The following is a 13,569-nucleotide window of genomic DNA, read 5'->3' on the forward strand; positions in this document are numbered from 1 at the left end:
ATCTTGACAAGCAAAAAGACCGGAAACTACAAATTACTGCAACTTAATTTCGACGTCCACACCTGCTGGAAGGTCTAATTTCATCAAAGCATCTACTGTTTTCTCTGTAGGATCAACAATATCCATTAAACGGAGATGGGTACGGATCTCTAATTGATCACGAGATGTCTTGTTCACGTGTGGTGAACGCAAGATATCAAAACGCTCAATACGAGTTGGCAAAGGAACTGGACCCTTAACAACCGCACCAGTACGCTTAGCTGTGTCAACGATTTCAGCTGCAGACTGGTCGATCAAACGGTAATCAAATGCTTTAAGGCGAATACGAATTTTTTGGTTTTGCATATTAATTCCAAAGAGCGGTGTGGTGCTGCCACGTTATACATCCAAAGAGCACGGTGACATCAGCAGCACTGATGTCACCGGTTAGCAAACCGCTAAATATTATTTACTGCTACTTCCTTAAGCCAAAATCTTTGCAACCACACCAGCGCCAACAGTACGGCCACCTTCACGGATCGCAAAACGTAAACCTTCTTCCATCGCGATAGGGGCGATGAGTTTGACGGTAATCGTGACGTTATCACCCGGCATGACCATTTCTTTGTCTTTTGGCAACTCAATAGAACCCGTTACGTCCGTTGTGCGGAAGTAAAACTGAGGACGATAGTTGTTAAAGAATGGTGTATGACGGCCACCTTCATCTTTACCCAAGATATAGACCTCGGCTGTAAAGTGAGTATGGGGGGTGATTGAACCTGGCTTAGCCAATACTTGGCCGCGCTCAACTTCTTCACGTTTTGTACCGCGTAACAAGATACCCACGTTATCGCCTGCTTGACCTTGGTCGAGTAATTTGCGGAACATTTCAACACCAGTACAAGTAGTTTTGAGAGTTGGTTTGATACCAACGATTTCAATCTCTTCGCCAACCTTAACGATACCGCGCTCAATACGACCAGTCACTACAGTGCCGCGACCAGAGATAGAGAACACGTCTTCTACTGGCATCAAGAACGCACCATCAATGGCACGCTCTGGAGTTGGGATGTAAGTATCAAGGGCTTCAGCCAATTTCATGATGGCTTCTTTACCCAATGGGCCTTCGTCGCCTTCTAAGGCTAACTTAGCAGAACCTTGGATGATCGGTGTGTCATCGCCTGGGAAGTCATATTTAGACAGAAGTTCACGCACTTCCATTTCAACTAACTCGAGCAATTCAGCATCATCAACCATGTCGCACTTGTTTAAGAACACCACGATGTAAGGAACACCCACTTGGCGTGCCAAGAGGATGTGCTCACGCGTTTGTGGCATTGGGCCATCAGCTGCAGAGCAAACTAAAATAGCGCCGTCCATCTGAGCAGCACCTGTAATCATGTTCTTAACGTAGTCAGCATGTCCTGGGCAGTCAACGTGAGCGTAGTGACGGTTTGCAGTCTCATACTCAACGTGCGCAGTATTAATCGTAATACCACGGGCTTTTTCTTCTGGAGCAGCATCGATCTGATCATATGCTTTTGCTTCGCCACCGAATGCTTTTGAGAGCACAGTTGCAATTGCTGCTGTCAAAGTCGTTTTACCGTGGTCAACGTGACCGATAGTGCCTACGTTTACGTGCGGTTTTGTCCGCTCGAATTTTTCTTTTGCCATTTTTGTTCTGCCTTCTTTAGCTAGTCAATATTCAAAATTAATGTGGATAAATTACTTCGCTTTAGCAGCCATAACTGCTTCAGCAACGTTCTTCGGTGCTTCGGAATAATGCTTAAATTCCATGGTGTAGGTAGCGCGACCTTGGGTCAACGAGCGCAAGCCAGTTGAGTAACCAAACATCTCTGCCAACGGCACTTCAGCACGAACGATCTTGCCGCCGCCTGGAATGTCATCCATACCTTGCAAAATACCGCGACGGGATGAGAGGTCACCCATTACGTTACCCATGAAATCTTCTGGTGTTTCAACTTCAACAGCCATCATTGGTTCAAGCAATACTGGAGATGCTTTACGCATTCCATCTTTGAACGCCATTGAGCCTGCCATCTTAAATGCGTTTTCGTTGGAGTCAACGTCGTGGTATGAACCAAAGAACAATGTCGCTTTGATATCTACTACTGGATAGCCAGCCAAAATACCGGAGTTCAATGTCTCGATAATGCCTTTTTCTACTGCAGGAATGTATTCACGTGGAACTACGCCGCCCTTAATAGCATCAACGAATTCAAAACCTTTGCCTGGGGCTTGTGGCTCTAACTTCAAAACCACGTGACCGTATTGACCACGACCACCAGACTGCTTAACAAATTTACCTTCGATCTCTTCGCAAACCTTACGAATGGTTTCGCGGTATGCAACTTGTGGCTTACCAACAGTGGCTTCAACGCTGAATTCACGCTTCATACGATCAACCAAAATTTCCAAGTGGAGCTCGCCCATACCGGAAATAATGGTTTGGCCTGACTCTTCATCAGTCTTCACGCGGAAAGAAGGATCTTCTTGTGCCAAGCGATTCAAAGCAAGACCCATTTTTTCTTGGTCAGCTTTTGTCTTTGGCTCAACCGCTTGTGAGATCACTGGCTCTGGGAATACCATGCGCTCCAAAATCACGATGCTATCTGGATCACACAATGTTTCGCCAGTTGTCGCGTCTTTTAGACCAACTGCTGCAGCAATATCGCCTGCGTACACTTCTTTAATTTCTTCACGTTGGTTTGCATGCATCTGCAACAAACGGCCAACACGCTCTTTCTTGCCCTTGATTGGGTTGTAGATCGTGTCACCAGACTTCATGACGCCTGAGTAAACGCGGAAGAAAATGAGCTGGCCAACAAATGGGTCAGTCATGATCTTAAATGCCAATGCAGAAAACTTGGCACTATCAGATGCTTCACGAGTTGCAGGTGTACCGTCTTCCAATTCGCAAGGAACTGGTGGCACATCTAATGGGGATGGCAACAACTCAACTACTGCGTCCAACATCGCCTGAACACCTTTGTTTTTGAAAGCAGTTCCACACAACATTGGAACGATTTCATTGGCGATAGTGCGTTGACGCAATGCGCCTTTAATTTCTTCTTCGGTCAAGCCTTCGCCACCGAGATACTTTTCCATCAACTCTTCTGAGCTTTCAGCAGCAGCTTCGAGCATCTTCTCGCGCCACTCTTCAGCAGAAGCTTGCAATTCAGCAGGGATTTCTTCGTAGGTGAATTTGGTACCTTGTGAAGCCTCATCCCAATAGATGGCCTTCATCTTTACTAAGTCCACAACGCCTTTAAAGTTTTCTTCTGCGCCGATTGGAATCTGGATCAAGATTGGGTTTGCCTTGAGACGAGTCTTCATTTGGTCATAGACCTTGAAGAAGTTCGCACCAGTGCGGTCCATCTTGTTAACGAATGCCAAACGTGGAACTTGATACTTGTTTGCTTGACGCCAAACAGTTTCAGATTGTGGCTGCACTCCACCTACCGCACAGTAAACCATGCAGGCACCATCCAAAACGCGCATTGAGCGCTCAACTTCAATCGTGAAGTCTACGTGCCCTGGAGTATCAATAATGTTGATACGGTGCTCAGGCATTGTTCCTGCCATACCCTTCCAGAAAGTGGTGGTAGCAGCAGAAGTAATCGTGATACCACGCTCTTGCTCTTGCTCCATCCAGTCCATGGTAGCTGCGCCATCATGCACTTCACCGATTTTGTGGTTAACACCGGTGTAGAACAAAACGCGTTCTGTAGTTGTTGTCTTACCTGCGTCAATGTGCGCAGAAATACCAATATTGCGGTATTTGTCGATGGGGGTTTTACGTGCCACTGTTGGTGCCTTTTCTTAACTATTGGATTAGAAGCGGAAATGTGAGAAAGCTTTATTAGCTTCTGCCATACGGTGAACTTCTTCACGCTTCTTCATTGCGCCGCCACGACCTTCGGCAGCTTCTAATAATTCGTTGGCCAAACGTTGAGCCATGGATTTTTCACCGCGCTTTTTAGCGGCTTCGCGCAACCAGCGCATTGCCAAAGCGGAACGGCGTGATGGACGAACTTCAACAGGAACTTGATAGTTAGCACCACCAACACGACGGCTCTTTACCTCAACCATTGGCTTAACGTTACCCATGGCTGTAGAAAAAATTTCGAGTGGTTCTTTATTTGCTTTTTTCTCGATGTGATCAAAGGCACCGTAAACGATACGCTCTGCAACCGATTTCTTGCCGTCCAACATCAGGACGTTCATGAATTTAGCGACTTCTACATTGCCGAATTTTGGATCCGGCAAAATTTCCCGTTTGGGAACTTCACGACGACGTGGCATAACTACTCCTTCAGTTCAGTTAGGGGTGGCCCACCTGGATCACCCGCTCCGGTTGTCCTACTATCTAAGAAAAATTCCTAGACGGAACAACCACTTACTTGTCTTTTGAGTCTGACAAACAACGACTTACTACAAAAACCGCTACTGCTTAATTCTTAAAAATTAAGCAGCTTTCTTAGCACGCTTAGCACCGTATTTAGAGCGGGCTTGTTTACGATCTTTAACACCTTGTAAGTCCAAAGAACCGCGAACGATGTGGTAACGCACACCTGGCAAGTCCTTTACACGACCGCCACGAATCAACACTACTGAGTGTTCCTGGAGGTTATGGCCTTCACCGCCAATATATGAAATCACTTCAAAACCATTGGTTAAGCGAACTTTGGCTACTTTACGGAGCGCAGAGTTAGGCTTTTTAGGAGTAGTGGTGTACACACGTGTACAAACACCACGGCGCTGCGGGCTGTTTTGCAGCGCAGGGCTCTTGCTTTTAACGGTAAGCCTTGTTCTTGGCTTGCGTAATAATTGATTAATTGTTGGCATAAAATAGCTCGGTTAGTACTTCTTTGTTGCTTTCTTCAAGAAAATCAATGACTTAGAGAATTTCTAGGTCAAAAAGACCTTCTTCTGAATCAGTAGAACTCAGCATTCTAGCTTGGCCAGCCTTTTCCGTCAACCTAAAGGGAAAAAACTGGCCATTTCTGGCCAGAATTACCAAATTAGCTCGGATCAGCCTCCCCAGCAGGAGCAATGACTTCAGCCTCGATTTCAACAGGGGCGTTAGCCAATGCTTCCTCTTCGGCGGCAATCATTTGAGCGCGATCACGCTCAAATTGCTCCCTGACCTTGCGTGCACGGCGATAAGACAAGCCGGTACCAGCAGGGATCAAACGACCAATAATGACGTTTTCCTTGAGACCACGGAGTGTATCGGTCTTGCCCATAATGGCGGCTTCGGTCAATACACGGGTGGTTTCTTGGAAAGAGGCCGCTGAAATGAAGCTGTCGGTCGACAAGGATGCCTTAGTAATACCAAGCAATACGTTGTCGAACTGAGCTGGGTGCTTGCCTTGTGCAATCACAGCATCGTTTGCGTCATATAACTTAGAACGCTCAACTTGCTCACCAGTAATGAAGGATGTATCGCCTGGATCAGTTACCTGAACACGACGCAACATCTGACGCACGATCACTTCAATGTGCTTGTCATTGATCTTCACGCCCTGGAGACGATAAACGTCTTGAACTTCGTCAACGATGTAGATTGCCAACTCTTCGATACCTTTGAGAGTCAAGATGTCATGCGGGTCGGCAGGACCTTCCACAATCATCTCGCCCTTATTCACAACTTGACCGTCGTGAACGAGAACTTGTTTCTCTTTAGGAATCAAGAACTCATTGGCTTCGCCATCCATATCGGTAATCACCAAACGCTGTTTACCTTTGGTTTCTTTACCGAAGGACACTGTTCCAGTCACTTTCGCCAATACTGCTGCATCTTTTGGTGAACGTGCTTCGAACAATTCTGCAACGCGTGGCAAACCACCGGTAATGTCGCGAGTCTTCTGTGATTCGATTGGAATACGCGCCAATACTTCACCAACTTCGACTTTTTGACCATCCTTAACAGTAATCAAAGCGCCCACTTGGAGACCAATGTTTACTGGGTGATCAGTGCCGGCGATCATGACTTCGTTACCCTTCTCATCAACTAAGTTGATCATTGGGCGAACACCTTTGCTTGCAGCTGAACGACGCTTACCGTCAATCACCACCAAAGTGGAAAGACCAGTCACTTCGTCAACCTGCTTAGCAACAGTGACGCCCTCTTCGACGTTGTCGAAGCGGGCGATACCAGCGTACTCAGAAATAATCGGGCGTGTTAACGGATCCCAGGTTGCTAAGCTTGCACCAGCCTTCACTGCTGCATCTTCTTTTAACAAGAGAGTTGCACCGTAAGGTACTTTATGACGCTCACGCTCACGGCCATTCTCATCAACGATCAAGGCTTCGCCAGAACGTGAAATCACGATCTGCTCACCCTTCGCGTTCTTCACAACACGCATCGTACCGGAGAACTTCAAAGCACCATTTGATTTGGCTTCAATATTGCTTGCAACCAAGGCACGTGACGCTGCACCACCAATGTGGAAGGTACGCATAGTCAACTGTGTGCCTGGCTCACCGATAGACTGAGCAGCGATCACACCAACTGCTTCACCAACGTTCACCAAACCACCGCGACCTAGATCACGTCCGTAGCACTTAGCGCACAAGCCAAAGCGAGTTAAGCAAGACAATACTGTGCGAACTTTAACTTCGTCGATGCCCAATGCCACGATTTGATCGACATGATCTTCATCGAGCAAGGTGTCGTTAGGAACGATGACTTCTTGTGTATCAGGATGAACAATGTCACCGATGCAGACACGACCCAAAATACGGTCACGCAATGCTTCGATAATTTCGCCACCTTCAACAAGGGCCTTCATAGTAACGCCAGAAGTTGCGCCGCAATCATCCTCGATCACTACGAGGTCTTGAGTAACGTCGCACAAACGACGGGTCAAGTAACCAGAGTTCGCTGTCTTCAATGCAGTATCAGCCAGGCCTTTACGAGCACCATGGGTTGAGATGAAGTACTGCAATACGTTCAAACCTTCGCGGAAGTTTGCAGTAATTGGGGTTTCAATAATGGAGCCATCAGGCTTCGCCATCAAACCACGCATACCAGCTAACTGACGAATCTGCGCTGCAGATCCACGCGCACCAGAATCCGCCATCATATAGATAGAGTTAAAGGATTCTTGACGCACAGTTTTGCCGTTACGGTCGATTACGTCAACGTGTGACAACTCATCCATCATCGCCTTGCCAACTTGGTCGCCTGCAGCGCCCCAAATGTCAACCACGTTGTTATAACGCTCTTGATTGGTTACGAGACCTGACATGAACTGCTTGTCATATTCCTTAACCTTGGCAGAAGCTTCAGTGATGATGCGCTCTTTGGAGGTTGGGATCAGCATATCGTCGATCGCAACCGAGATACCAGCATTGGTCGCCAAGCGGAAACCAGACTGCAAGAGACGGTCAGCAAAAATCACAGTTTCACGCAAGCCGCACTTACGGAATGAAGTGTTGATCAAACGTGAGATTTCTTTTTTCTTCAAAGGCTTGTTGATTTCCTCGAAGGACATCCCTTTAGGCAAAATCTCAGACAAGATTGCACGACCAACTGAAGTTTGATAGATCTTGGTTTTTTCAGCAAAACGGGCATCGCCCTCTGCCTTCTTATCCACAATCTCAAACTCAGTAATACGCACAGCAACACGAGATGCCAATTCAACCTGGCCGGCTTCGTATGCGCGTACTACTTCAGTAATGTTGGCGAAAACCATGCCTTCGCCCTTACCGTTGATCTTGTCACGGGTAGCGTAGTACAGACCCAACACCACGTCCTGAGAAGGAACGATGGATGGTTCGCCGTTAGCTGGGAACAATACGTTGTTCGAAGCCAACATCAATGTACGCGCTTCCATTTGCGCTTCAAGCGACAAAGGAACGTGAACCGCCATTTGGTCACCGTCAAAGTCCGCGTTAAATGCCGCGCAAACTAATGGGTGCAATTGGATTGCTTTACCTTCAATCAGCATTGGCTCGAAAGCCTGAATACCGAGACGGTGCAATGTAGGCGCACGATTCAACATGATTGGATGTTCACGAATGACTTCTTCGAGAATGTCCCAAACGATTGGAGTCTGACTTTCAACTTCTTTCTTCGCAGCCTTAATAGTGGTTGCAATTCCTAAGGTCTCAAGCTTGTTGAAAATGAATGGCTTGAACAATTCCAAGGCCATCAATTTTGGTAAACCGCACTGATGCAATTTCAATGTAGGGCCAACTACGATGACTGAACGACCAGAGTAGTCAACGCGTTTACCCAACAAGTTTTGACGGAAACGACCGCTCTTACCTTTAATCATCTCAGCCAAGGACTTAAGAGGACGCTTGTTAGCGCCAGTCATAGCCTTACCGCGACGGCCATTGTCGAGCAATGAGTCAACCGCTTCTTGCAACATGCGTTTTTCGTTACGAACGATGATCTCTGGTGCGCGCAACTCTAACAAACGCTTCAAACGGTTGTTACGGTTGATCACACGACGATAGAGGTCGTTCAAATCGGAAGTAGCAAAACGACCGCCATCCAAAGGCACCAATGGGCGCAATTCAGGCGGCAATACTGGCAATACTTCCATGATCATCCAGTCAGGCTTGATACCTGAAGTCTGGAACGCCTCAAGCACTTTTAAGCGCTTAGCGTATTTCTTGATCTTGGCATCGCTACCTGTAGCTTTCAAATCAGCGCGAATGGTCTCTACTTCACGATCGATATCAATCGAACGCAAGAGATCGCGAATACCTTCAGCGCCCATGATGGCGGTAAATGCGCCGTCACCATACTCTTCAGTTTTCGCAATGTATTCATCTTCAGACATGATCTGACCACGCTTCATTGCGCCTTCAGGAGTCATGCCAGGATCGACCACTACATATGCTTCAAAGTAGAGAACGCGCTCGATATCACGCAAGGTCATATCGAGAACCATACCCAAACGAGATGGTAGGGACTTCAAGAACCAAATGTGCGCTACAGGGGCTGCCAACTCAATGTGGCCCATGCGCTCACGACGTACCTTAGCGAGAGTAACTTCAACGCCACACTTCTCGCAGATAACGCCACGGAACTTTAAACGCTTGTACTTACCGCATAAGCACTCGTAGTCTTTGGTTGGTCCAAAAATCTTGGCGCAGAACAAACCATCACGCTCGGGCTTAAAAGTCCGGTAGTTGATGGTTTCTGGTTTGCGTACTTCACCAAAAGACCATGAGCGAATTTTCTCAGGAGATGCGAGACCAATTTTGATGACATCAAACTGTTCTTCGCCCTGCGTTTGCTTAAATAAATCGAGCAATGCTTTCATATCAGTTGCGCTCCATGTCAATGTCAATACCCAACGAACGGATTTCTTTTACCAGTACGTTGAAGGATTCGGGCATGCCAGCATCAATCGTGTGCTCGCCCTTGACGATGTTTTCGTAAACCTTGGTACGGCCTGCGACGTCATCGGACTTCACTGTCAGCATTTCCTGCAAGACATATGAAGCACCGTATGCTTCGAGGGCCCAAACTTCCATCTCACCAAAGCGCTGACCACCAAACTGGGCTTTACCGCCCAATGGCTGTTGCGTTACTAATGAGTAAGGTCCGGTTGAACGTGCGTGCATCTTGTCGTCGACCAAATGGTGTAGTTTCAAGACATGCATGACACCAACAGTCACTGGACGCTCAAACTGATCGCCAGTGCGGCCGTCGCACAAAATCATTTGCTGACGTGAAGGGGTCATCTTCAAAGATTTTGCAACCTCTTCTGGATAAGCCAACTCGAGCATACGTCCGATTTCTGTTTCAGTGGCGCCGTCAAACACTGGTGTTGCAAATGGTAAGCCTTGGCGAAGATTCTCTGCCAAAACAGTGATCTGCTCATCAGTGAAATTGTCGATGTCTTCAATGCGACCGGTTTCGTTGTAAAGCTGCTTGAAGAACTTGCGTAATTCAGTTTGCTTAGCGTGCTCACGAACCATCTCGTCGATACGCTTACCAATACCTTGAGCTGCCCAACCTAAGTGGGTTTCCAAGATCTGACCAACGTTCATACGGGAAGGCACACCCAATGGGTTCAAGACGATGTCTACAGGGCGTCCGTCAGCCATAAATGGCATGTCTTCTGCTGGAGCGATTTTAGAAACCACACCCTTGTTACCATGACGACCGGCCATCTTGTCACCAGGCTGTAAGCGGCGTTTCACTGCCAAGTACACCTTAACCATCTTGGTTACACCAGGCTGTAAATCATCGCCCTGGGTAAGCTTGGTACGCTTCTCTTCAAAAGCTTCATCAAACTGTTTACGCTTCGCTTCGATGGAAGATTTAATTGCCTCAACTTGAGAGGCAACATCATCATCCGCCGGACGAACATCAAACCAATGGTATTTGTCCAAATCAGCAAGGTAATCCTTGTCGATCTTGGTGCCTTTAGCTAATTTCTTAGGGCCGCCATTAGCAACTTTGCCAACCAACAGCTTTTCTAAACGCATGAAGGCATCGCCTTCAACAATACGTAACTGGTCGTTTAAGTCCAAACGATAGCGTTGGAGTTCTTCTTGAATGATGGACTGGGCACGGGCATCGCGCTCAATACCTTCACGGGTGAAGACTTGAACATCGATAACGGTACCAATCATTCCTGAAGGAACGCGCAAAGAAGTATCTTTCACGTCAGATGCTTTTTCACCGAAGATCGCACGCAGTAACTTTTCTTCAGGAGTGAGAGTTGTCTCGCCCTTTGGAGTTACCTTACCAACCAATACGTCACCAGCTTCAACTTCAGCACCGATGTACACAATACCGCTCTCATCCAAACGAGAGAGTTGTGACTCAGCCAAATTGGATATATCGCGTGTAATTTCTTCTGAACCAAGCTTGGTGTCACGTGCAACTACTGACAACTCTTCAATATGAATAGAGGTGTAGCGGTCATCAGCAACAACCTTCTCAGAGATCAAGATTGAGTCTTCGAAGTTGTAACCGTTCCATGGCATAAATGCCACAGTCATGTTTTGACCCAAAGCCAATTCACCTAAATCGGTAGATGCACCGTCAGCAACGACGTCGCCACGGGCTACACGATCGCCAACTTTTACGATTGGACGTTGATTGATGTTGGTATTTTGGTTTGAACGGGTGTACTTGATGAGGTTATAAATATCCACACCTACTTCACCAGCTGCAGTTTCATCATCGTTTACACGAATCACCACACGGTTTGCATCAACGTAATCTACGATACCGCCGCGGTTAGCCAGTACAACAGTGCCGGAGTCAACTGCAACAATACGCTCTAAACCTGTACCAACCAATGGCTTATCTGGACGCAAGCAAGGAACTGCTTGACGCTGCATGTTCGCACCCATCAACGCACGGTTCGCATCATCGTGCTCTAAGAATGGAACGAGTGAGGCTGCAGCAGAAACGATCTGGCTAGGAGCAACGTCGATGAAATCGATACGCTCTGGGCTAACCATCATGGTCTCACCAGCTTGACGAGCAGAAACCAATTCGTCAGCTAACTTGCCGTTTTTGTCGATCGTGGCATTGGCCTGAGCAATCACATACTTCGCTTCTTCAATCGCAGAGAGGTACACCACTTCATCGCTTACCTTGCTATTGGAAACCTTACGGTACGGAGTCTCTAAAAAACCATGCTCATTCAAACGTGCAAATAGCGCGAGTGAGTTGATCAGACCAATATTTGGTCCTTCTGGAGTTTCAATTGGGCAAACACGTCCGTAGTGGGTTGGGTGCACGTCGCGCACTTCGAAACCTGCGCGCTCGCGTGTCAAACCACCAGGTCCCAATGCAGAAATACGACGCTTGTGCGTGATCTCTGAAAGTGGGTTGGTTTGATCCATAAACTGGGATAACTGTGAAGAACCGAAGAACTCACGAATCGCAGAAGAGATTGGTTTGCTGTTAATCAAGTCATGCGGCATGAGGTTTTCTGTTTCGGCTTGGCCGAGACGTTCTTTAACCGCACGCTCAACACGTGACAAACCAGCACGGAATTGGTTTTCTGCCAATTCGCCAACGCAACGTACACGACGATTACCTAAGTGATCGATATCGTCTACTTCGCCTTTGCCGTTACGCAAATCTACGAGGGACTTAATCGTGTCGAGAATATCTTCATTCGACAGAACCATTGGACCTTCCATTTCTGGGCGGTTCAAACGGCTATTGACCTTCATACGGCCAACACGAGATAAGTCGTAAGTATCTTCGCTATAGAACAAGCGCTGGAACAAAGCTTCAACAGCATCTTCTGTTGGAGGCTCACCAGGGCGCATCATGCGGTAGATGGCAATACGTGCCGCTGTTTGATCAGCAATTTCATCAGTACGCAGTGTCTGAGAAATATACGCACCAGAATCTAAATCATTGGTGTAAATGGTTTCCAATTGCTTGATGCCAGCATCGCGCAATGTAGCCAATAACTCTTCAGTGATTTCATCATTAGCGTACGCCAAGATTTCACCAGAATCTGGATCAACGATATTACGTGCAACTACACGACCAACTAAATAGTCATCTGGTACAGCAATTGTTTTTGTCTTAGCAGCTTCAAGTTCGCGAATATGCTTTGCATTGATGCGCTTGTCTTTTTGAATGACAACGACGCCATTCTTATCGAGCACATCAAAGTTAGCCAACTGGCCACGCAAGCGCTCTGGAACAAATTCCATCGAAGCGCCATTGGCGGTCAATGCAAAATGATCAAAGTTGAAGAAGTTTGCAAGAATCTGTTCGTTGTTTAAACCAATTGCTTTGAGCAAAATGGTGACAGGCATCTTACGACGACGGTCAACGCGGAAATAGAGAATATCTTTTGGATCAAACTCGAAATCGAGCCATGAACCACGGTAAGGAATAATGCGTGCTGAGAACAGCAACTTACCGGAACTATGGGTTTTGCCCTTATCGTGCTCAAAGAACACGCCTGGAGAACGGTGTAACTGAGAAACGATCACACGCTCAGTACCATTGATTACAAAAGAGCCATTTTCTGTCATAAGTGGAATTTCACCCATGTAGACTTCGCTCTCTTTTACCTCTTTCACCTTAGTAGGCGCTTCGCGATCATAAATAATCAAGCGAACTTTTGCGCGTAAGGCAGAGTGATATGTGTAACCACGCTGTTGACATTCTTTAACGTCAAATGGGGGTTGTGATAACTGGTAAGACACGTATTCCATACGTGCGTAGCCGTTGTTAGACACAATTGGGAATGCTGAAGTAAAGGCAGCTTGAAGTCCCTCTGTAAGGCGAGACATGGCTGGCTTTTCAGCCTGTAAAAATTTAGCGTAGGATTCCAGCTGCGTTGCGATCAGGTACGGAACCTGGTGGTTATTTACTCGCTTAGCAAAGCTTTTACGGACTCGCTTGCGTTCGGTGAAGCTATAGTTCATTTCATCTCCGAATTCAGCGACTGTACAAAGATTTGGCGATTGGCCACTACCAATCACTGGCGGACAACACTAAACCGTTCGATTTAGTGTCCGACCAAACTTGCATTCTGCAGTCGTATCAGAAGGCAAACCCGATTTCAATCAAAAATGAAATCGGGTTTGACCACTAATGGTCAAACC

7 protein-coding genes are annotated in these 13,569 nt (G+C 47.0%); all 7 read right to left on the bottom strand.

Annotation, left to right across the window (positions count from 1 at the left end; all coding sequences use genetic code 11):
- Nucleotides 1–33: 33 nt before the first annotated feature.
- Nucleotides 34–345, bottom strand: a complete 312-nt coding sequence (gene rpsJ, locus VC178_RS02810) for a 30S ribosomal protein S10 (protein WP_011901899.1) — start codon at nt 343–345, stop codon at nt 34–36.
- 117 nt (nt 346–462) lie between these two features.
- Entirely contained in the window at nt 463–1,653 is a 1,191-nt protein-coding gene (tuf, locus tag VC178_RS02815) for an elongation factor Tu (protein ID WP_215296093.1), read from the bottom strand.
- A gap of 51 nt (nt 1,654–1,704) precedes the next feature.
- Complete coding sequence (gene fusA, locus VC178_RS02820) at nt 1,705–3,807, bottom strand: elongation factor G (RefSeq protein WP_215296099.1); 2,103 nt, start codon at nt 3,805–3,807, stop codon at nt 1,705–1,707.
- 27 nt (nt 3,808–3,834) lie between these two features.
- Nucleotides 3,835–4,305: a 30S ribosomal protein S7 gene (rpsG, locus tag VC178_RS02825; protein WP_068320103.1), complete on the bottom strand. Its 471-nt coding sequence runs from the start codon at nt 4,303–4,305 to the stop codon at nt 3,835–3,837.
- A 162-nt stretch (nt 4,306–4,467) separates the two neighbouring features.
- A complete protein-coding gene (gene rpsL / locus VC178_RS02830) occupies nt 4,468–4,848 on the bottom strand; it encodes a 30S ribosomal protein S12 (protein WP_068947691.1) in 381 nt (126 codons plus the stop codon).
- A 176-nt stretch (nt 4,849–5,024) separates the two neighbouring features.
- Complete coding sequence (gene rpoC, locus VC178_RS02835) at nt 5,025–9,287, bottom strand: DNA-directed RNA polymerase subunit beta' (RefSeq protein WP_215319466.1); 4,263 nt, start codon at nt 9,285–9,287, stop codon at nt 5,025–5,027.
- Between the two features lies 1 nt (nt 9,288).
- The gene (rpoB, locus tag VC178_RS02840) at nt 9,289–13,389 is read right to left on the bottom strand and encodes a DNA-directed RNA polymerase subunit beta (protein ID WP_215296097.1); all 4,101 of its coding nucleotides are present in this window, start codon (nt 13,387–13,389) and stop codon (nt 9,289–9,291) included.
- Nucleotides 13,390–13,569 lie beyond the last annotated feature (180 nt).

The sequence above is a fragment of the Polynucleobacter sp. AP-Sanab-80-C2 genome (assembly GCF_035012965.1).
Lineage (GTDB): Bacteria > Pseudomonadota > Gammaproteobacteria > Burkholderiales > Burkholderiaceae > Polynucleobacter.